The following is a 20,271-nucleotide window of genomic DNA, read 5'->3' as shown; positions in this document are numbered from 1 at the left end:
ACACATTAGATGTGAGCACCAAATGGAGGAAATCTCTGTCGTTTAAGTGGTCGGTAAGTACAAGGAGCGAATGCCGTTTTAACAACGATAAGATAGAAAATTTTCTCCCTATACGAACAGCACGATCCGATAACCTCAATATTTAGAATGTAGTAACAGTTTGATCTGAATCTGCTTTTTTCATTGACTTGTAATCTATGATTTCTTTTCATGCACAAAAGTTACCACGGTGACGAATAAGGGTTCCATGAAAAAAGTTAATTTTTGCGATGCTCAATTAAGGCAGAACTACTTTGCTGTTCTGTCCCTGATAGGACTTATAACCTCTTTCTGCTTAATTGTGATTAAGGTTCCTGATGAGAACAGCACCAGATTTACTATCGGGGTATGTCTCGCTCTGTTCCTGTCCGCTGTATATGTTTATATGTGGTTCAGCGCAAATTCACGAAAATGTGCATCACTGACAATCAACAACTCTAAGATCAATATAAAAGTTGGTGATATCTTCAGTAATGAGGGGTTGAAGGTAATTGCTTTTAATGAATACTTCGACTCTATCGTTGATAACGATATTATTAGTAAAGGATCGCTTAATGGCATTTACATTAATACTCAGGTCGATGACTTAGCCGAATTCGACAATACACTCGATAACGACAGCGCCCTTAACAAAAAAGTTATTGATACAAATAATGACCGTGAAAAAGGTAAAAATAAAAAATACAAACTTGGCACAATCTACGAAAAAGATGATTTTCTCTTAACTGCATTTTCAAAGTTTGACGTTGACAATAGAGCCTATTTGAACATCGATGACTACATTGATTTTTTGCTCAATTTTTGGAATGAAGTTGACATTATCTATTCCGGCCGCTCAGTTGTTATCCCTCTTCTGGGCTCAGGCATTACCAGATTTAAAGGCTACGATACCATCTCAGAACAAGAGTTACTTGAGTTGCTGATATGGTCATTCAAAGTTAGTCGAATGAAGTTCACTTACCCTTCCACAGTAACCATTTTGATCCACGAATCTAAAGCTGACAAAATTAATTTCTACAGATTACAAGGAGATTAAACTTGACTAGACGAACAAAAATATATCTAGTCGCTGAATGGGACGGTGATAGAAATGCCATCGAGCAACTTCACAAATGGAATGACAGTAACTTTTGGTCTCTATCTTTCACTGACGCCCATGACATAACGCAGGCTCGAGATGGTAGTTTAAATTGCAGTATAAAGACTTCCCTTAATACCAGGATAGATGCTTCGAAAACATTCGTTCTCATTGTTGGCTCAAATACAAAAACAGCTAGAAATGGCAGTTGTCAGTACTGTGGTAGCTACAACGCCTATCAAAGTCGATGTGTCCGGGGGAAAACTGTTAGTTATAGCAGCTACATAGAGCATGAGTGCGCTAAAGCTGTTCGTGACAATTTAAAGATTGTCGTTTTATATAATGCTGCATCAATTGACAAAAATAAGTGTCCAGAGGTCATTAGGTATTCAGGAACTCACAAGGCGATGCAATATATAGAAAACTCTAAACGATACTGGGATTACAACGCTGTAAAAGATGCGATAACCAATTAATGAACTAGTTAGTTACCACTCTCGTAATCAGGACGGGAGCATACTTTGCTTGTTAATTGAGCAGCATGTTAGTTAGCTTAAAATCTGACTCATTTTTGTTTCAAAATCCCAAAACAAGCAAACACAGAAGTGCAAATACCAATCAAACTGCCTCCGTCTTAAGCGATTTTGTTAGTATGCTCTCACTTTGCCCTCGTACAACTAAACCTAACCATAGCACCATAAACACAAAACCCAACGATGACACCGAAAATGCCAAGCGTTGGGAATCACTCTTAAATGCTTGTTATACGATTATTTCAAACCAAAGCTTGAATTTGCAGCTTCACTGTAAATGCCATAACCACCGCCTGATGGTTGCTTTTTGACATTAAACTGACCTATTGCATCAATTAGGGGGGCTTTTTTAAAAGGTATGTGGATGGCATTAACCGAGCCATTTTCAATACGTTGCTTTAATGATTTCGGCCAGTAATGTGATAATTTTTTAGGGTCTCGTACAGCATAATCAGTATCATAAATGGATGACGCATATACGACAATTACGGGTAATTTACACTTATCAATAGCATGCTCGATTTCAAACGGCACCCAATCAGTATCATCTTTTGTTGTTTTACCAAGAATTAAAACAAGATGCTTAGAATTATTAAGCCTAGTAACTAAACGAGAGCGTAATGTTACTCTCTTGCTTCCGTCACGTACGGCGGAAGTTTTATCGTGGCTATTAATAAATGAGAAATCATCATCAGTTTTATTCGTCCATGCTTTCATCAAATTATAGAACTTAATGTCTGAGGCCGTAGGATCTGTCGTACTATTCGCGTGAAACGCGATATATGTACCATTTCTATATGCCATAATTAACTCTCTAATTTTTCATAGTAACTCTGAACTATATTAAGACTAATTTCATTCTTAATGCCTTGATGCAGGACAACCTCTAACCCATTTATTAATGACAATTTATCATTCAATGAAATCGACAAAAGCAAAAACTCTAACAATTTTTGCTTAGGTAAATCTAAACCAGAATGCCCACCACCTATCAAAGGAACATTAACCCTATTTCCTTGTGAATTCTGCTCAACATAGTCAAACAAGTCGCATAAAACTCTCTGATATTCGGATTTTGTTACTTCTGCACGATGGTTTCCATTAAATCTAGTTAAAGCAACTAAGTAGTAACTCTTACCATTGTAAGGAACACAAGCTACTGTTCCAAGCGGATAACGAGATTGATTTCCTTGCTTTCTAGCCTTATTAATTTCAATTGGCACTATATTTTTCAATGAGGAGGAAATCAGGCGCTTTAACTGCTTTTCATTACCACCAAAAAAGCGTTTTACGAAAATTCCATGAATTGTATTTGAGCTAACAACTTTTTCATCAACTAATGTGTCAAAGTAATCGTTTACAGGAATAACAACAATGCCGTCTTTTTCAAAAATATCACCAAAGCTCACATCAACCTTAAGGTTCTCTCCTAGTTTTAACTTTACTTTGGTTTTAGGTAATACTGAAACGACACCATAGATAATATTGGTTAAGACTATAAATCCTAAAAAGTACCATTCACACCCTTTGACAAGCTCATTCAATTGAACAGAAAAAATAGCCCATAAAACTGTCACAACACTACTTGTAATTCCGAGTGCGATCAATGTGTTACGTAAAAATAACTTCAAAAATTTCACCGCCACCTCTTTTAATCGTATGACGTCGAACATAAGGTGCGCCACGATGAACTCACCAAGCGCACTGAACTCCATACCAAACCGCCGAGTGTAATGCGGCACCTTGATGTTTTTGTTAGCTTTTTATCTCTGCGTAGGTTTCGATTCCCATGTCCAAACTGGTAGCGAACTAAAATTACGCACATAGTATATTTGTGCAGTAAACAAATTTAACCACCATTTGAAATTATTAGAAAATAATGCATTAACGCTAAGCTCTTGTTCAAAAGTCATAAATTCTGACAGTTTGAAAAATATATCATTTCTACTTTCAAATCTAGTATTGGTTGGTAGAGCTATTGGTGGATTTTTAAAGTAATTCTGATAATAATTGTAGATCTTAAAGAAAATACCTAAGTCAGAGAATGAAATCTCAAACCGACTGATCCATTGATTCTCAAATACAGTAACTTTTTTTGGAATGCCTTTAGGCCTGTGTGTTATTACATCAACTGGCAATAAATAGGCGTTTTTTAATACCCCCATATTATTGAACTTGAATATTAAATACACATCAGGTGCGCTTCCTTGCGTCAACTTTGCGCTCCCTTTAGAACCTTCCTTCGGTGACGTTGATTTAACCTCTACCAATGAATTCATATATTCAAAGTCATAATCAGGATGATTTGGTTCAATGTCATTCATATCAAGGGCATCGAACATAGCCAAAAATGCAATTTCACCAATCCTACCTCGGTATTTTCCCTCTTGATTTCGTGCCTTTGGCTGCCAAGGTATTGCAAGGTTATTCATCGTTGCCCATTTGATGACATCATCGTAAGGAATCCTTAAAGATTTGGCAACCTCTGAGATATTAGTGGTTTCACGGAATTTTTGTTGAATATCCCTATCATAATGTTGAGGTGTACGAAAACTACTTCTTATTAAACCTGCATCAGGAAAAAGGTTAAGTTTTAGTTTCAATCTTACTCCTTACTACATGAAAAGCTAACATTTTTAATCACACGCAGTCTCGTTTTACCGGCAGATGACTTTTTCAAACCAGCACCATAAGCCATTAAAAATATTGAGTTATTCACCATAACTCTCATTTTGTACCGCCAGAAAAACAAGCCTTCGCGTTAACACTTTTTAACTATTCGTATTATCTCAGCGAGATTATCGCCATGTCTTTGTTTAACAACAACTTATCTATTTAATTTATTGACAAATTAGACTGAAGCCTCGACAAAACAAGCCATTTTACATACTTGTACTTAACCTAATCCTAATAAACTGTATAAATAAACAGCAAAAGACAGGCGAGATTGCGAACCAATTTTAGAAGAAGTTCGACGACATATGCGAATTCGGGGATATAGCCTCAAAATTGAAAAGGCCTACATATATGGGATTAAATGATTTATTCGCTTCAACAAACTCAAGCAATTGAATTTTGTCACGGAGTTAGATTAGAAAAAATAAGTCAAATTAAGCCTTGGTGGTGTATGTGCTGAATCGGTCGAAACAAGGAAAGGGGCATTAATGTGCTAGTTTCATAGCTTTCTATCGAAAACAACTAGTCATCAATCCAGCCTTAATATCTACCAAGCTTACCTATAAATGAGCCATCAATACGCATCAAATCTCTTAATTCATTATCTATATAACAATACGAAAAATCAATAGACTTTCCATACAAAACAACACATAACGCCTTATTATTTACACCCAAAAGGAAAGACCATTCCATTATGAAATATTCAACTTGGAATGGTGTAGAAACACTTCAGGACGAGACTGTACTTGAACAACATTCTTAACTTTCAACAGCCATAATAGGCATTGGTTTCAATTTGGGACTCAGTGCGTACCAAATTGTGTTGGAACCCTTAGCGCAATTTGACAAATTAGGGAGTTTGATACAAAACTTGCTTTGCTGATTTGACTGTTCGATAGTGAACCAAAATCATAACAAGTTATCACCCATTAAAAAAAACAATAACTTACATGAAAACATAGAATCTATTGGTGCAATAACACCAGAAATACTTCAATCCTCATTGCTTCTTCAGTTGAATAACCGTCAACACACTCAAGAGTAAAAAGAATGCGGGATCACTCCAGCCAAAACCAACAAATATACCTTTAATACAAGCGTACAACGTAATGATTACGCCTAGCACATTAGTAATAAGTAACGCTTTCAATAACTGTTTTGCTGTTTTACCTGATTCAATCTCACGCAGCATTATACTTACCGCAGCAATACCGCCTAAAAAAATTGAAGTATGCTGAGAAAGAAACAGCGCATACTGATCATTTATCTGCACGCCATACATAGGCCGCATCACTGTTGGTGTAAAAAATAACGCCACAGCAAAGGTCGCATATATCACACCATGGAAAGTTAAAAAGGTACGGTTTGTCATCACCCTACTCTCCCATTGGCGCGTGAGTAATCAAACTCAAAGGTTCGTTAATATCAAAAATTTGACCACGCACCTCAGAAACCCCCATTTGTTGTAAGCGCTTAGTGTGCATCTCTAAGTAAGCTTGTGCTGTCTCTTCATCTTCAAAGAGATAAATGCCTCCACCTAACTTATCTTTCTCACTTTCCGTCCAAATTTTCCAAATCATTCCTGGTTCTTGGTTAATAGAGTGCGCTAATGCAACTAAAGCATCAGACATGTCCTTACCAAAAGGCCCATGAAATTCAAAATCAACTTGTAATAACTTTGCCACAGTGAGTATCCCCTAAATCAATAATTCATTTCGATGGTTGGATTATTACCTTTATAAAACTGACAAAAAAGTTCATAATTTTGCCATAACCTGTCGAAAATACTGACCAATGAGATTTAAAACAACATTAGAACAATGGCAAACCCTACAAGCTATCGAACAATCAGGCAGTATACAATCTGCGGCAATTGCTCTTAATAAAAGCCACACCACACTTATTTATTCGGTGAAAAAGCTAGAAGATCAGCTAGGTATTAATCTTATTGAGGTGAAAGGTCGAAAAGCTGGATTAACCGAACATGGGAAGGCTCTATTACGTCGTGCACAATCAATGTTAGAGCAAGCACGAGAACTTGAAATGATCAGCGAACAACTTAGCAGTGGTGTAGAATCTCAGCTTGTTGTTGCTATCGATCATCTTTGTGATCAAAGTTGGCTTTATATGCCGCTTAGTCAATTTCTTACTCAAAATAGTACGACATCAGTTCAAGTTATTGAAACATCATTAAGTAAGACTACAGAGATGGTGGTAAATGAACTTGCAGATATCGCTATCATCAATCTACCTATTACAAACTATCCAGCAGAAGCGTTCGGGACAACGACTATGGTACCCGTTATTGCTGCTCACCATCCTCTAGCGCAAAAAGAACATATATCTTTGGCTGACTTTGCAACAATTAGTCAAATAGTGGTTCGAGATTTAGGTCCTTCAGATAAAGACAAACAAAATGTTGGTTGGCTATTAGGTCATCAGCGGATTACGGTTGATAATTTTGATCACGCCCTTGCTGCAGTAGAACAAGGTGTTGGATTTTGTCGATTACCAAAGCACCTTATAGAGCAACGTCAAAGCAGCAAGATCAAAGAGATCAATATTGAATATTCTAGTCAGTATCAAGTTGCATTACATCTAACTTTGCCCAAAGGCGCGAAAAGTGGCCCCGCAGCCCTTGCTCTATACAAAACCCTATTAGAAAGCACGGCTTCGCGAGTTTGATAACGCATTTTTACTCTGACAATTCGTTACTTGCCTATTAAGCATATTCAAAGATAATAAAACCATGCTTATTATGGATTTTGAAAATGAAAATAGTCAAAACGGCGATGCTTCTTACTGCCCTATTCGCTTATGCTCCATCTGCAATAAGTGACACTGTCACAAATGGTAATCAAGAAGAAATCTTTAATGACATCCAAAATGATACTATTTATGGCTCATGGAAGATTAAAACGCCGCAAAAAATAGGGAAACGAATTGTTGCTGGCGCTTTGTACTTCGAGAAAAACGAACAAGGCCAGAACCAGTTCACTTTTGCCCTATTAGAGTCGAATGGTCATCATGGTTGTACTGATTTTATCGCGAATGGTCATGTTGAGTTTATCAAAGATGGTGATGTGTTTGCTCAGCAAGGATATTGGAAGTTTTTTATTGATGAGGACGTAAAAACGCTTCATTCAGGCGATCTATTCCGAGCGGAGGATCATCTTATTCTAAAGCTTAATAATGCCGATGATGAGTTAATTTTACAGCCAGTATCAAAAGATCAATTAGAGCACGATGTCTCGGTTGCTTGTCAGGCTAACAAAGATATTCCTGAATGATTTCATCTCGTTAGGCTCAACAAACATCATAGATATAAAGCCAAATAATAGATTGATAGTTTTATTTGGCTTCATACCGTGATTATTAACTATTCGAAGAATGCTGGATGATAGCTTACCTCACCAGATGGGATCTCACCTTCTAATGCTTTAACCAAAAAGAATTCAGGCGGCACACCATCAAGAGTCAGTTTTGGTGAAGGTGTAAACCCAAAGCGAGTATAGTATTCAGGCTCACCGAGAAGAACGACACCTTTAAAACCTAATTCTTGTGCTTGTACTATTCCTTGTTGGATAAGCGCATGACCAATCCCCTTACCTTGTTGGCTTGGAATCACAGATACCGGTCCAAGGCCGCACCATTGGCTCTTCTTTCCATTAATGCGTACAGGAGAAAATGCGATATGCCCGACAAGTTGCGAATCATCTTCACACACAAGCGAAATAGTCAGCGCATTACTCTCACGAAGTTTATTTACAATGAGATGTTCTGTTGGCTTTGCGCCTGGTTCATGATGTGGGTGATTTTCAAATGCTGCGTAAGTTAGTGATTCGATCTGTTCGATATCTAATGGGCTTTCAGCTCTAATATTCATAGCGTTATATTCTTTATTAATTATGTATATGGCTAAACTATAAAGTGTAAAGCTATAGACAGGTCAATAAAAAATTATAACCATCTTCGCACTTTTTTCTGGTAGTTCGTGTACTCATTGCCAAAACGCAACCACAATGCTCGCTCTTCTGGTTGAATCTGAAATCGGTCTAAATACCAGATAAAACCCAAGACAAAAACTAAAGTTAGCGGGGCTTGCAACCACATCGCAAGAGCCGCTGAACAGAGCACAAAACCAATATACATAGGGTTTCGACTTATTTTAAATATCCCATGTTGAACCAGTTCACTCGCTTTTTCTGGTACCATTGGATCCACTGTAGTTTGAGCAAGACGAAACGAATAAACCGCAGAAAAGCAGAATAGTAAACCAGCAATCATTAATGTTAGTGCTAGCATCAAATAGATTGGATTAGGCGTAGTGAATACGCTGCGATCAGAAAATAAAGGGAGCAGGCAAAACATAATAAGGAGTTGAACCAAGGGCGGAATTTTCTTTTCAAGTCTGATCATGCTGCCTCTCTACACAAACATTGTTGTTTACTTTGCATACAGAGTAATAAAAAAGCATGCGGTTGAATGCATGCTTTTACGAATCATTTTCAGTCTCAAATTATGATCACAGTTAGATATGCTTTGCTAAAAACTGTTGCAGCTTTTCTGTGACCAATTCTGGCTGCTCAAGGTTAGAGATATGTCCTGCTTGTGGAATAACCACATATTCACTGTCTTTGATCGCATCATGCATTAGTTGCGCTTCTAGCGGTGGACGAGGCATATCTTCCATTCCTACCATGATCAGTGTCGGTAATTGCAAATGTTCAATATCATCAAATGTATCACGACGACCAAAAACCATCTTGCCAACTCGTGCAACGGCTTGAGCTTTATCACCTTGAAGTGCCGCTAATGAGCTACGAAACGCACTGACTAATTCAGGGTTTTGCTGTTCACCGTTGCGAGCGAAAAACATTGGCGTTACCACATCAATCATCGGTGGCGGTACCATCTTCAATTCAGCGATAGTATCAAGCATTTGGAAATATTTGGCACAGGTTACCTCTGGCTCATAACCGATAAACGTATCCATCATAACCAGCGCTTGCACTCGCCCTTGAGCTTTGATTGCTAATTCAGCCCCCCACATACCGCCAACAGATAAACCAACAATGGCAAATTTATCAATCTTTAGGTGATCAAGCAGAGCTAAAACATCATCGGCATAATCGCGTAACGTATTGGTTGAACTTGGCGCAGCATCTGAACCACCATGAGCCCACAAATCAGGAACAATACAGCGATAGTGCTGGCTAAGTACATCTATCTGAGGTTGCCACATCTTGTGATCCCATAAATAGCTGTGCCCAAAGACAATCACAGGGCCTGTACCTTGGTCTAAATACGTCATGGTTTGAGAACCAACAGAAAATGTTTGCATCCTTTATCCTTCGAGGCAAATGTTAACCCGTAACTGGGTATACTTATAGCACATTTAATCATAAATAAACTACTAGTTAACTACAGCTTAGTCCTGAAAAATAGTTATAATTACAAAGCCATACTAAAAACGACAGGTACTTACTTTTGCTGATCACAACCAATCACGTTTACAAATCCGATGCACTTAGCTGGCTAAAGGAAATTCAAGATCAGTCTATCGATTTGGTTATTACTGATCCCCCTTATGAATCTCTAGAAAAGCATCGCGCAGTTGGCACTACAACTCGATTGAAGCAAAGTAAAGGATCCAGCAACGATTGGTTTCGTATTCTACCTAATGATCAATTTGAACCTTTATTACAAGAGATCTATCGAGTTCTCAAAAAGAATTCGCACTTTTATTTGTTCTGCGATCAAGAGACGATGTTTATCGTAAAACCTATTGCGGAGAAAATTGGTTTTAAATTTTGGAAACCTATCGTGTGGGATAAATGTGCAATCGGCATGGGATATCATTACCGATCTCGCTATGAATTTATTCTGTTTTTTGAGAAAGGTAAGCGAAAGCTAAACGATTTGAGTGTTCCCGATGTTTTAGAATTTAAGCGCGTGTGGCGAGGATACCCAACAGAAAAACCCGTTGAACTTCTAAAAACACTAATAGCCCAAAGTAGTGAGCCTGACGATATTGTTATCGATCCATTCTTTGGTTCAGGCTCAACATTGGTGGCAGCCAGTCAACTTCAGCGCTATTACATAGGCTGCGATGTTTCCGACAATGCCCATCAGCATTTTAGTCAACGTATTTCAGAGCTCTAACTCCAGCTGTTTTAGATAGGCGTACATAAACTCAGTGCGCCTCCCCGCCTCTTCTTGAGCCGATCTGGTGTTCATTGTATCGGTGAGTTTTAGTAGCTTGGTATAAAAGTGATCAAGCGTATATTGGCTATCATCAGGTGATCGCTGCTGACAGAAAGGATCATCAAGCTGATAAAGCGGCCTTTTAAGCTTTGCACTAACTAAAATACATCGCGTTACCCCAATAGCTCCTAACGCATCAAGGCGATCGGCATCTTGCACAATTTGAGCTTCTAAGGTTGTTGGTGTGACTTGCGCACTGAAACTGTGAGCGACAATTGCATGGTGAATCGCTTCAAAATACTCAGATGGGTAGCCAATACTGTTTAAAAATTCGACTGCTTTGTCTGCTGCTTTGTACGAGCTTAAATGACGGTCTGGATGATCTTTTGGATAAGAAAAGCAATCATGCAAGTAAGCCGCAGGTAGAACAATTGCTATGTTCGCCCCCTCTTGCTGACATAACATTTTGGCACTTTTAACCACCCTAAGTATGTGGTCGACATCATGTGCCATATCTTGGCTTATTTCTGATTTTAAATACTCAACTAAATCGACTTCAAATGCCAAGCAATCCATTTTATTTCCTTATTAAACCCACTAAACGACGAGAAAAAAGAGCAACCCATTCGCTGCTCTTCTTCTGTTTATTCGTGACGATCACAATATTTAATTTTAACTTTTTTGATCCCTTGCTGATAAAACACCCATGCCATGATGCCTGCCGCAAAGTTACCTAACATCGCCCCAACAAACAGACCATGTAAGCCAGCCAGTTTCGCTCCCAACCAAAGTAGAGGCAAGAAGCAAACAAACAGACGTAAACCCGAAATAACCAAAGCGCGCATTGGGAGTGCCAACGCATTACAGATCGACACCATCAACATACAGATACCTAAAGAGCCTAAACTGATAGGTACCCAAGTAAGGTGAATAAGTAAGATAGAGCTTACAGATTGTTCTGGTGTGAGTAGCGTAACAAGGTACGGTGCCACCAGCCATAAAATTACTGCGATAACCAATTGCCATACAAGCACAAATCGAACAGCAATAGAAACTAATGCTTTGATCTTTGCAATCTCTTTGCTGCCAAGCATACGACCAACCATTGGAGGCATAGCCATGGTTAACGCTAACACAGTTACAATTGAGAAAAACTCTAAACGTGACCCCATTGCCCAAGCGGCAACAGCAGATGCGCCGAAACCCGCCACTAATTTGGTTGCGACCATTGAAGAGACTGGCGGTAATAACTGACTTAACATCGCTGGAGCCATAATATGCCCCAGTTCCTTAATGGAATAAATAATATCTAGTCCATGCCAGTTAAAGCTCATCCATTGACGTTTCATTACGAGAGGAAAAACAATCAGCATACCTAAAGAGAAAGAGGCAATCGTCGCCCAGGCAGCACCATTAATACCTAAACCAAACTTAAAGATGAACAGAGGATCCAGTACCATATTAAGGACACTGGTTATCATCATCATAACGCCCGGCAGCATGGTGTTACCATTGGCTCGGCATAAACTGTAAGCAAAATAGAGCATAGCTCCAACCCAAGTACTGCCTAACCAAACTGGCCAATAATCCTGAATTACGGGATAGACATTAGCGGGAGCATCTAACAGCTGTAAAATCGGCTCTCGAATAGCCCAAATCAGTAAACAGATGAGAAATACACCAATTGCGCCAGTTGCGACAACCAGTCCACCAAGTTGTTTGGCTCGTTGAATTTCATTAGCGCCAATAACTCGAGAAATCAGTGCTGTTGTTGCAATCCCAAGCCCAACTTGTAAGCCAATCACCACCATCCCCATAGGTAGAGTGAAACCTTGAGCGGCAAGAGGAAGAACGCCCAATTGACCAATAAATGCACTATCAACTAGTTGGAAGCTCATTAAAGAGAGGACGCCAAACAGCATTGGCCACGTCATGGTAAATAACTGACGTGCAAGGCCCGGAAAATATTCTGATTGTTGAGATGATGATCGCATGATGAAACGCTATTTTTGCAAATTAGCCTAGTAGTTTACTGGGTTTTATTCGGTAATAATAGCGTCTAGTGTATTGTGGTATGAAGCCTTGCATAATGTTAACAAGGCTACGGTTTATGATGGTTAATAATTATTGATACCAATTAGCGTATGACTAACTTAACCAAATCGGCAGGTCGATAGTAGAGCGATTTAAGAACTTTACCTTGACGAATGATCTTATCTTCTAGCTCAACATCTTTAGCACACTTCACAATAAGGTACTCGCCCTTCGGAGTTGAAGTCACTTCGATATTTTGTTTCGCATAATGGGCTTGAGTGTCATCGAACTCTTGTTGATTGCGACATACTTTACTCATATTACTCGAGTGAATTTCATCCCAACAGGCGACAAAATCAATATTTAGACGCTGTGCTATCTGAAGTAGCAAATCAATCAAATAGCTTATGCCTAAGTTATCAGAGACTTGCTTATCACCAAGATGAACTAAACGACCCATTAAAACATAAACAGAATCAACAATAGCATCGGCTTGCTCAACTAAAGAATCAGCTTCGGCAAGCTCAGTCATTTCCTCAACAGCGAGAGAAGTATGTAGTGTATCTGATTGTTCATTAAGAGATTCTGGCGCTTCAATAGCCAAATCAAAGGTCTCTCTAAACTCTCGAATATCACGATAGAGATGGTCATATAAGGGTTGGTCTAAAACAGTCAATTTCATATCGCGATTCCTTTTCGAGTAACAAACAGCGGGCGATCCTAATCCAAACTGAACCAAGTTACAAAGGCAATATGATTATTTTGATAAAACTATGACAGTTCATTTCTATTCCTTATACTCAGCCTAAATCAAACGAAATGAGTTTTATTCTCTATCTTAAAGTCACATGGAGCTCTCATCTTTTCATGCCAGAGCGACTTCCTAATTGATAAAACAAAATACTCTCTTTATTTGCTATTAGGTGTAAACTAATAATAATCCTACCTATACCATTTCATGTCTATTGAGCATAAAATACAGCTATGCAAGGTTATGAAAACTCAATTTCATAGCAGAGATTTTCTGTTGGAGCAGTAATGATCACAGGACACCGCGGTGCAAAAGCAATTGCACCAGAAAATACATTAATTTCATTTTCGATTGCCGCTCATTGTGGCGCAAAATGGATTGAGACCGACACCCAGCTTAGTGCTGACCTTGTGCCAGTTATCTACCACGATAAGAACATTAGCCGCTGTACCAATGGTTCAGGTATTGTTCGTAAACTAACCGTAGATGAATTAAAAAAATTCGATGCTGGAAGCTGGTTCGACCCTCAATTTAGTGAAGAGACGATTCCGACATTAGAAGAGTTACTTATTTGCTGTGACCATAATAACCTCAATTTGAATCTTGAAGTGAAGGTTCATGACGAAGATGAAGCCGAACTGCAAGTAGAAAAGACCATTGATGTCATTAAAGCGCATGGCTTTCCCATTGAAAAACTGATTCTATCTAGCTTTTCATATCGCGCAGTAAAACATTTTAAAGCATATTGGCCAGAAGTTCGCCGTGGTTTAATTATTGAAGAGTGGGTTCCTCAAATTGACCGCCTTGATGAAGAGTTAGAGCTTTTCAGTATCCATTTGGATCATCACCTATTAACTGAAAGCCTAGCTTCTGAAATTAAAGCAGCAGGAAAAGAGCTTCATATCTGGACAATGAATGATTTAAACTCAGTGATGAAATTTCGCCGCTGGGGTGTAGATAATATCATCACAGATAACCCAGGTGATTTAATCCCGATCGACAGTGCTTTCGATCTAGGCTATAGCGAATAGCTTAATCTTTTCATCACATCTACCTAGGTGACTCAATTAAACTTAGGTAGATGCTTCTCTTAATCAAATGAGTGTTTCGGCAATATCTATTATTGAAATTTATCTTTCCACAATATTTGCCCGCTAACATATGAAAATTAATTAAAATACCCTCCTATTTTATTCATCCCCTATTCAAATAATATCCAATATTTTTATAGGGATTAATGCCAAGCTGATTGTCACTGATTTTGGTCTAAGAATCGATTTTTTCTGTCTATAGTTATTAGACGGCGTTAGGTCTTGCTAAGTGAACCATAATCCGCCATGGAGAGTTGTACCCTATGTCTGTATACGACACCATTTGTATTGTCGCAGCAATTGCTGTTTTTATTTCAATGTTCAACCATAGGTTTGGTAAATTTCAAACCACGATAGCCATCACTGGTTGGTCTATGATCATCGCTTTTAGCATCATGCTATTAGGCAAAATGGGGGTGATTGACTTTAATGACGAGCATTATCTGGTTCAGTTAATGAACAACATCCAGTTTGATGATTTCTTACTTAAAGGTGTTTTAGGCTTCTTATTGTTTGGTGGTGCTCTAAATATTGAGCTTAGTCATCTTAAAGACCAAAAAATTGAAATATCCATTCTTGCTCTTGCAGCAACCTTATTTTCGACCTTCTTTATTGGTACACTTTTGTGGGCTATCTTAGCGGTAATAGGCGTTAATATCGGCTACATATATTGCTGCTTGTTTGGTGCTCTTATCTCTCCAACAGACCCAATAGCCGTGTTAGCGATTGTTAAGAAACTGAAAGCACCACAGCGTATATCAACTCAAATTGAAGGCGAATCACTGTTTAACGACGGTGTCGGTTTGGTCATCTTCGTCACTCTATTTGAGGTCGCATTCGGTAACCACGCTCCAACCGTTTCCGGTACTGTCGCCCTATTTATTCATGAGGCCGTTGGTGGTATTGCTTACGGTTTAATTATTGGCGGTATATTCCACTATTTAATTAAGCACACCCACGACAGCATGATGCGCCTAATTTTGACTATGCTGGTTCCAACCTGTGGTTATGTTATCGGTGAACAATTAGGGGTATCAGCGCCATTAGCCATGGTTACTGCTGGTATCATCATTGGTAACTGGACTCGTTCACTGATCAGCGCAGAAGAATCACATCAACTTAGCCACCTGTGGGAATTAGCAGATGAAATCTTAAATGCGATTTTGTTCCTATTAATCGGCTTTGTTATGGTGACTTTCTCTTTCCATGCCGTAGATTTAGTGGCTGTTATCATTGCTATACCTTTAGTATTGTTGAGTCGTTATATCAGCGTTAAACTCTCTTATGTAGGTTTTGGTTTCTTTAGACGATATAACCCAATGTCGGTGAAAATCTTAACTTGGGGTGGTTTGCGAGGTGGCCTTGCTCTTGCTATGGCGATGGCGATTCCAACCGGGATCCCAAGCGGTTTTGAAGGCGTTGATATCAAAGAGCTTATTGTTTTAATGACCTATGCTGTGGTTGTCTTTTCTATCATTATTCAGGGTTCTACTATTACCCCAATGATTGAAAAAGCTAAAAAATACGAAGAAACCGGTTATTAAGGTCTAGCACCTAACAAATATCCAACAGCTTAGATGCATCGCGATATATTGATTATACCGACCCAATTAATTTAACGTTGATTTGGTCGGTATTTTTGTTTTAACGTTATAAATACGGCACCGAACCATAGCAAATAGGCTTTATTGTGATAGAAAAAATTGAGCTACCAGCAGATTATTATTTAAGTAATTTTAAACAATTATTATCAACGGTTTCTCAATACCACACTCGCCTGCTTACTAATGAAGAGATCGCTTGGATTGAGTCATTTTACCGATTAAATTCTGACGCTCAAAAGCTATGGGTTCGACTTCTAACTCGCAAAGGACTTTTGTTTAGAGTAAATAAGTTAAAGTACACAGAAATAAATCATCTTCAACAGGCGGTATCTCAGCTCGCTATGAATCATTTTGTGACCACAGAGATAGCAACTTTAGTTGAATCCAATCAAATTGATATCGATGCCTTATTCAGTCTTTATACAAAAGCAGAACTGTTTACCCTATTTCCACTATCAGTCAGTACAAACCTGAAAAAAGATAGCGTTATAGCAGAGATTCAAAACCATTTTTCGCCCGATATAATTATTTCTCAGCTAACTCAAGACCCAATTTTGTATGTTGCGCAACAAAATACCCTAACCACACTATTGTTGCTTTTCTTTGGCAATAGTCATCAAGATTTAAGTCAATTTGTCTTAACCGACTTGGGGCTTCATCGCTTTGAATGTTACAGCATAGATAATCAAACTCAGCTATTTCAAAATCGCGAAGACTTAGAGCAATGGCTGCTACTGTCAGAATTATCAGATAGATATTACCTCGCGCACAAGAACAAGGATTATCATCTCATCTGTTTATTAACAGAAGATCTACCAAAGCCCTATTTATGGACGCCTCTAGAACAAAAACGACAAAAGCTGCTCAATAATCTGGCTCGGGATCTTGAAAGGGATAAACAGTATTCATTGGCTCTTACTTTATATAAACAAACACAAAGAGAGCCCAGCCGCGAGCGTCAAACTCGAATATTAATGGAACTTGATGATTATCATACAGCTGAAGTGATAGTTCAGGCTATTCAAGCCACTCCATACAGTGATGACGAACTTGAAGTGGCACATCGTATTAAAAAAAAACTTATGAAGAAACTTGGCAAACCTTATCATGCTCCAGAGCAGTTCCAGCCGATAAGCCATGTTCTAACCCTTGATAATCCACAACTAGAGCGCGTTGAAATAGTGGCTGCGAACTATTATCAACAGCAAGGATGGCAGGTCTTCTTTCTTGAAAATACTTTTTTAAACAGCCTGTTTGGCTTAGCTATGTGGGATATTATTTTTGCCCCAATCAAAGGCAGCTTTATTAATCCTTATCAATTAGGCCCACTTGATATGTTTCAACAGCAATTTTACGCTCAGCGTCAGGTTGATATTGAGCAAAGACTTAAGCAAATAGAAAGTGGGCAATATAACGATTGGGAACAGATTTATCAGCAAAAAAAAGGGATAAGTAATTATTGGGTTACTTGGCCTCTTTTCACCACGGAAGTACTGGAACTTGCACTTAAGCATATCCCCTCATCAACGATGGTCGTTCTGTTTCGTCGATTGTTACAAGATCTTAAACATAATCGAACAGGTATGCCTGATTTAATTATGTTTAACGAAAAAGATTATCTTTGGGTTGAAATCAAAGGTCCTGGAGATAAGTTACAAAATAACCAGCTTCGTTGGCTTCAGTTTTTTTCACAGCATCACATCCCAGCAGAAGTTGCTTATGTGCAATGGCAAGAATCGACCTAAATCCAATCTATCGCACAATCAAGATTGGATAAGTTTTCAATCGCTAGATGAGCATCTCGGACAGGCGTTTTTCGTGTGGTCTTTAAAAAACCATGAAGAAGAATCAGATTATGATCACTTCGAGTAAAAAGAATACGAGCTGACTGCTGGCCACAATCGATACGTAGCTTATAAATGAGACCTTTATATTTCCAAATTTTAGGATTCAAGGTTTTTAAACTCTTGCAAGGGATAATATCACCATACTCTTGATAGCGAGTAAACTTACTGCGGATCAAGCTCAAAAATTCCGTTGGGATAGATTGAAAGAAAACTGCTAGTGGATCGACATGTTCATTAAGAGAAATAATTTGGATTTTCATGATTAATAGTCAGTTAAGTATGTTTCTTAGTAAAACAAATCATCAAGCCATTTTCGAATCAATTTTTCTGAAGCTTTGCTTTAATAATCTTTAACTATTCATTGACCCAATCAATACAGCATAGGTATATACTGTATTAAATATTCAAATCAAATCGCTCTCACTAAAACTTATGAGATAACTTGATTATTAATCTTAATGACTCAATGGATGAAACAATGAAAGGAAAACGATTTTCTCTAACTTTACTGTCTTTGCTTGCTCTACCTACTCTAGCAGCAACGCCTAGTTTTGATTGCACCAAAGCCAGTAGCAGCGTCGAAGAACTTATCTGCTCAAATAATGAATTAGCAACATTAGATAACACATTGAATACGGTTTACAAACAAGCGATGGCAAATTATCCAAGTGCTGAAAAGAAACAGCAAAAAGCCATGCAGCGTGGTTGGATTAAAGGCCGCAACGAATGTTGGAAAAGCAGTGATGTGCCATCGTGTGTTGCAGATAATTATCGAGACCGAATTCTAGAATTACAAATCACAGGAGGCTTACTTAAAGCACCTGAAACCATTACTTTACAATGTAATAATGAAAAACAACTCGTAACAGTCGCGTTTTATAACCAAACCGATCCTTCAAGTATGGTTTTTACTATGGGGGACGCTCAAATCATCGCTCAGCAACAGCCGACGGCCAGCGGTATCCACTATTCTGGACAAAATCTAGAGTACATTGAACATCAAGGTAAGATTGATATTACTTACATGGCGAAAAAACTGCACTGCCTAGCACAATAATATGTATTAGACTCTTATCTTACTGCACCATTAGTAGGCTTAAATTGAGAGTAATGAGTTAAATGGCCCAAATGCAATGTAATATTGTTGGGCCAATTGCTAATTCTATCCCTCTCAACTTACCTTCACTAGTGCATTAGCCAGATAATCAATATGCTGTTCTTGTAATCCAGCAATATTAATTCTGCCATCACCTACTGCGTAAATAGCATATTCATCACGAAGTCGTTGGATTTGAATAGGAGATAGGCCTGTCACAGAAAACATACCTTTATGCTGAGCTATAAAATCAAACTGGTCAGAGCCTAAATTGCGAACCGCAACAGCAAGTTGATCTCGTAAGCCAATAATACGATGATTCATGCTAATAAGCTCTTGCTGCCAAATACGAGTCAAATCCTCGTTCGTTAGAATATCGGCCACCAGTGCCGCACCATGATCAGGTGGCATCGTGTAAGTTGAACGAGCTAATGTCAGAATACGTCCTTTTGCCTTTTGTGCATCAGATAACGTAGCCCCTATTACTATGGCAGCTCCCGTACGCTCACGATATAAGCCAAAGTTTTTTGAACATGAAACAGCAATGAGCATTTCTTCGACATGGTTAGCCATATACTTTAGACCAAGACCATCTTGCACTAACCCATCGCCAAACCCTAAATAAGCCATGTCCACAAAAGGGGTAAATCCATTTTTAACCGCAAGATCTGTTACTGCTTTCCAGTCCTCAAAGCCAATATCAGCACCTGTTGGGTTATGACAACAGCCATGCAACAAAACAACATCGTCTTTACCCGCAGCAGCTAAAGCATTTAGCATAGCTTCACTATTAACTTGCTTGCTTTCTCGATCAAAGTAAGGATAAAACTTAACCTTCAAACCAGCCGCTTCCATAACCGGTTTATGATTAACATAGCTTGGATCGGTAAGCCAAACGGTTGTATTTGGTTGAGCTACATGCATTAAATCAGCCAGCATACGCAGTGCGCCACTTCCACCTGGAGTTTGAACACCAGCGGCACGGCTATGAGCTTGTGTACCAGATAGAAGCAGGTCTATCATCACTTCATTAAATAGCTCATACCCTGCAAGTCCAACGTAAGACTTAGTTTTTTGGCTTTCAAGCAATCTCTCTTGGGCCAACTTTACCGCAGCCATAATGGGCGTTTCACCCACACTATTACGATAAACACCAATACCGAGATCGATTTTTGTATCACGAGTATCTTCTCGAAATGCTTGGGTCAACGACAAAATAGGATCCAGCTGGGCTGGTGCTAAGTCTTTAAACATACAATCAATTCCATTTAATTTTGTGAAATTTTATTCACGTTATCACTTCCTTTTTGCA

General features: G+C 38.6%; 22 protein-coding genes. 9 read left to right on the top strand and 13 right to left on the bottom strand.

All coding sequences use genetic code 11. The features are described from left to right. The first annotated feature begins 247 nt into the window (after positions 1 to 247). Positions 248 to 1,075, top strand: coding sequence for a macro domain-containing protein (locus WAX86_RS16140; protein WP_341489680.1), 828 nt, complete (start codon positions 248 to 250; stop codon positions 1,073 to 1,075). Between the two features lie 2 nt (positions 1,076 to 1,077). Next, the gene (locus tag WAX86_RS20300) at positions 1,078 to 1,593 is read left to right on the top strand and encodes a TIR domain-containing protein (protein ID WP_376788119.1); all 516 of its coding nucleotides are present in this window, start codon (positions 1,078 to 1,080) and stop codon (positions 1,591 to 1,593) included. Positions 1,594 to 1,887: 294 nt separating this feature from the next. Here WAX86_RS20300 and WAX86_RS16135 read toward each other — a convergent pair whose 3' ends face one another. The 5 genes from WAX86_RS16135 to WAX86_RS16115 form a co-directional block, all read right to left on the bottom strand. Beyond that, positions 1,888 to 2,454, bottom strand: a complete 567-nt coding sequence (locus WAX86_RS16135) for a TIR domain-containing protein (protein WP_341489679.1) — start codon at positions 2,452 to 2,454, stop codon at positions 1,888 to 1,890. Between the two features lie 2 nt (positions 2,455 to 2,456). Continuing rightward, positions 2,457 to 3,290 (bottom strand): macro domain-containing protein, encoded by an 834-nt coding sequence (locus WAX86_RS16130; RefSeq protein WP_341489678.1) that lies wholly within the window; start codon positions 3,288 to 3,290, stop codon positions 2,457 to 2,459. A gap of 123 nt (positions 3,291 to 3,413) precedes the next feature. Then, positions 3,414 to 4,253 (bottom strand): hypothetical protein, encoded by an 840-nt coding sequence (locus WAX86_RS16125; protein WP_341489677.1) that lies wholly within the window; start codon positions 4,251 to 4,253, stop codon positions 3,414 to 3,416. A 1,076-nt stretch (positions 4,254 to 5,329) separates the two neighbouring features. After that, positions 5,330 to 5,701, bottom strand: coding sequence for a hypothetical protein (locus tag WAX86_RS16120; protein WP_341489676.1), 372 nt, complete (start codon positions 5,699 to 5,701; stop codon positions 5,330 to 5,332). Between the two features lie 4 nt (positions 5,702 to 5,705). Further along, positions 5,706 to 6,014 (bottom strand): monooxygenase, encoded by a 309-nt coding sequence (locus tag WAX86_RS16115; RefSeq protein ID WP_086958781.1) that lies wholly within the window; start codon positions 6,012 to 6,014, stop codon positions 5,706 to 5,708. Positions 6,015 to 6,123: 109 nt separating this feature from the next. Between WAX86_RS16115 and WAX86_RS16110 the strand changes: the two genes are divergently transcribed. Together WAX86_RS16110 and WAX86_RS16105 are read left to right on the top strand one after the other, a co-directional pair. Then, a complete protein-coding gene (locus WAX86_RS16110) occupies positions 6,124 to 7,014 on the top strand; it encodes a LysR family transcriptional regulator (RefSeq protein WP_138222393.1) in 891 nt (296 codons plus the stop codon). An 86-nt stretch (positions 7,015 to 7,100) separates the two neighbouring features. Then, complete coding sequence (locus WAX86_RS16105) at positions 7,101 to 7,619, top strand: hypothetical protein (RefSeq protein WP_138242572.1); 519 nt, start codon at positions 7,101 to 7,103, stop codon at positions 7,617 to 7,619. Between the two features lie 89 nt (positions 7,620 to 7,708). Here WAX86_RS16105 and WAX86_RS16100 read toward each other — a convergent pair whose 3' ends face one another. The 3 genes from WAX86_RS16100 to WAX86_RS16090 all read right to left on the bottom strand — a co-directional run bounded on the left by WAX86_RS16100 (position 7,709) and on the right by WAX86_RS16090 (position 9,673). Then, entirely contained in the window at positions 7,709 to 8,215 is a 507-nt protein-coding gene (locus tag WAX86_RS16100) for an N-acetyltransferase (protein ID WP_341489675.1), read from the bottom strand. 74 nt (positions 8,216 to 8,289) lie between these two features. After that, positions 8,290 to 8,748: an isoprenylcysteine carboxylmethyltransferase family protein gene (locus WAX86_RS16095; protein WP_158134117.1), complete on the bottom strand. Its 459-nt coding sequence runs from the start codon at positions 8,746 to 8,748 to the stop codon at positions 8,290 to 8,292. A 112-nt stretch (positions 8,749 to 8,860) separates the two neighbouring features. Continuing rightward, entirely contained in the window at positions 8,861 to 9,673 is an 813-nt protein-coding gene (locus WAX86_RS16090) for an alpha/beta fold hydrolase (protein ID WP_005304727.1), read from the bottom strand. A 146-nt stretch (positions 9,674 to 9,819) separates the two neighbouring features. Here WAX86_RS16090 and WAX86_RS16085 point away from each other — a divergent pair, with 146 nt between their 5' ends. Next, the gene (locus tag WAX86_RS16085) at positions 9,820 to 10,494 is read left to right on the top strand and encodes a site-specific DNA-methyltransferase (protein WP_068968583.1); all 675 of its coding nucleotides are present in this window, start codon (positions 9,820 to 9,822) and stop codon (positions 10,492 to 10,494) included. Here WAX86_RS16085 and WAX86_RS16080 read toward each other — a convergent pair. The 3 genes from WAX86_RS16080 to WAX86_RS16070 form a co-directional block, all read right to left on the bottom strand. After that, positions 10,483 to 11,112: an HD domain-containing protein gene (locus WAX86_RS16080; protein ID WP_106341222.1), complete on the bottom strand. Its 630-nt coding sequence runs from the start codon at positions 11,110 to 11,112 to the stop codon at positions 10,483 to 10,485. The two genes, WAX86_RS16085 and WAX86_RS16080, sit on opposite strands and share 12 nt — an antisense overlap. A gap of 68 nt (positions 11,113 to 11,180) precedes the next feature. Then, on the bottom strand, positions 11,181 to 12,530 hold the full coding sequence (locus WAX86_RS16075) for an MATE family efflux transporter (RefSeq protein ID WP_341489674.1): 1,350 nt from the start codon (positions 12,528 to 12,530) through the stop codon (positions 11,181 to 11,183). 143 nt (positions 12,531 to 12,673) lie between these two features. Next, entirely contained in the window at positions 12,674 to 13,252 is a 579-nt protein-coding gene (locus tag WAX86_RS16070; RefSeq protein WP_005304722.1) for a nucleoside triphosphate pyrophosphohydrolase family protein, read from the bottom strand. Positions 13,253 to 13,608: 356 nt separating this feature from the next. On the opposite strand from WAX86_RS16070, the gene WAX86_RS16065 reads away from it, so the two are divergent. From WAX86_RS16065 to WAX86_RS16055, 3 genes are all read left to right on the top strand, one after another. Continuing rightward, the gene (locus WAX86_RS16065; protein ID WP_086958771.1) at positions 13,609 to 14,352 is read left to right on the top strand and encodes a glycerophosphodiester phosphodiesterase family protein; all 744 of its coding nucleotides are present in this window, start codon (positions 13,609 to 13,611) and stop codon (positions 14,350 to 14,352) included. A gap of 323 nt (positions 14,353 to 14,675) precedes the next feature. Continuing rightward, positions 14,676 to 15,956 carry a sodium:proton antiporter gene (locus tag WAX86_RS16060; protein ID WP_005304716.1) on the top strand — a complete coding sequence of 427 codons (1,281 nt, stop codon included), beginning with the start codon at positions 14,676 to 14,678 and terminating at the stop codon, positions 15,954 to 15,956. 146 nt (positions 15,957 to 16,102) lie between these two features. After that, positions 16,103 to 17,761 carry a VRR-NUC domain-containing protein gene (locus WAX86_RS16055; protein ID WP_341489673.1) on the top strand — a complete coding sequence of 553 codons (1,659 nt, stop codon included), beginning with the start codon at positions 16,103 to 16,105 and terminating at the stop codon, positions 17,759 to 17,761. Here the strand turns inward: WAX86_RS16055 and WAX86_RS16050 are convergent. Next, the gene (locus WAX86_RS16050; protein ID WP_065171500.1) at positions 17,758 to 18,123 is read right to left on the bottom strand and encodes a type II toxin-antitoxin system RelE/ParE family toxin; all 366 of its coding nucleotides are present in this window, start codon (positions 18,121 to 18,123) and stop codon (positions 17,758 to 17,760) included. The genes WAX86_RS16055 and WAX86_RS16050 overlap by 4 nt on opposite strands. A 218-nt stretch (positions 18,124 to 18,341) precedes the next feature. Between WAX86_RS16050 and WAX86_RS16045 the strand changes: the two genes are divergently transcribed. Continuing rightward, entirely contained in the window at positions 18,342 to 18,920 is a 579-nt protein-coding gene (locus tag WAX86_RS16045; protein ID WP_341489672.1) for a lysozyme inhibitor LprI family protein, read from the top strand. Positions 18,921 to 19,034: 114 nt separating this feature from the next. Here the strand turns inward: WAX86_RS16045 and WAX86_RS16040 are convergent, their stop codons facing one another. Continuing rightward, positions 19,035 to 20,213 carry an amino acid aminotransferase gene (locus tag WAX86_RS16040; RefSeq protein WP_341489671.1) on the bottom strand — a complete coding sequence of 393 codons (1,179 nt, stop codon included), beginning with the start codon at positions 20,211 to 20,213 and terminating at the stop codon, positions 19,035 to 19,037. Positions 20,214 to 20,271 lie beyond the last annotated feature (58 nt).

It is taken from the genome of Photobacterium damselae subsp. damselae, assembly GCF_038086725.1.
GTDB classification, from domain to species: domain Bacteria; phylum Pseudomonadota; class Gammaproteobacteria; order Enterobacterales; family Vibrionaceae; genus Photobacterium; species Photobacterium damselae.
This window is presented reverse-complemented; position numbering and strand designations above follow the sequence as displayed.

Coding starts and splice junctions, on each gene's coding strand:
- WAX86_RS16095 (WP_158134117.1), bottom strand. CDS start 8,748: ATGATCAGACTTGAAAAGAAAATTCCGCCCTTGGTTCAACTCCTTATT.
- WAX86_RS16075 (WP_341489674.1), bottom strand. CDS start 12,530: ATGCGATCATCATCTCAACAATCAGAATATTTTCCGGGCCTTGCACGT.
- WAX86_RS16070 (WP_005304722.1), bottom strand. CDS start 13,252: ATGAAATTGACTGTTTTAGACCAACCCTTATATGACCATCTCTATCGT.
- WAX86_RS16065 (WP_086958771.1), top strand. CDS start 13,609: ATGATCACAGGACACCGCGGTGCAAAAGCAATTGCACCAGAAAATACA.
- WAX86_RS16045 (WP_341489672.1), top strand. CDS start 18,342: ATGAAAGGAAAACGATTTTCTCTAACTTTACTGTCTTTGCTTGCTCTA.
- WAX86_RS16060 (WP_005304716.1), top strand. CDS start 14,676: ATGTCTGTATACGACACCATTTGTATTGTCGCAGCAATTGCTGTTTTT.
- WAX86_RS16140 (WP_341489680.1), top strand. CDS start 248: ATGAAAAAAGTTAATTTTTGCGATGCTCAATTAAGGCAGAACTACTTT.
- WAX86_RS16050 (WP_065171500.1), bottom strand. CDS start 18,123: ATGAAAATCCAAATTATTTCTCTTAATGAACATGTCGATCCACTAGCA.
- WAX86_RS16090 (WP_005304727.1), bottom strand. CDS start 9,673: ATGCAAACATTTTCTGTTGGTTCTCAAACCATGACGTATTTAGACCAA.
- WAX86_RS16040 (WP_341489671.1), bottom strand. CDS start 20,213: ATGTTTAAAGACTTAGCACCAGCCCAGCTGGATCCTATTTTGTCGTTG.
- WAX86_RS16135 (WP_341489679.1), bottom strand. CDS start 2,454: ATGGCATATAGAAATGGTACATATATCGCGTTTCACGCGAATAGTACG.
- WAX86_RS16100 (WP_341489675.1), bottom strand. CDS start 8,215: ATGAATATTAGAGCTGAAAGCCCATTAGATATCGAACAGATCGAATCA.
- WAX86_RS16105 (WP_138242572.1), top strand. CDS start 7,101: ATGAAAATAGTCAAAACGGCGATGCTTCTTACTGCCCTATTCGCTTAT.
- WAX86_RS16120 (WP_341489676.1), bottom strand. CDS start 5,701: ATGACAAACCGTACCTTTTTAACTTTCCATGGTGTGATATATGCGACC.
- WAX86_RS16080 (WP_106341222.1), bottom strand. CDS start 11,112: ATGGATTGCTTGGCATTTGAAGTCGATTTAGTTGAGTATTTAAAATCA.
- WAX86_RS16110 (WP_138222393.1), top strand. CDS start 6,124: ATGAGATTTAAAACAACATTAGAACAATGGCAAACCCTACAAGCTATC.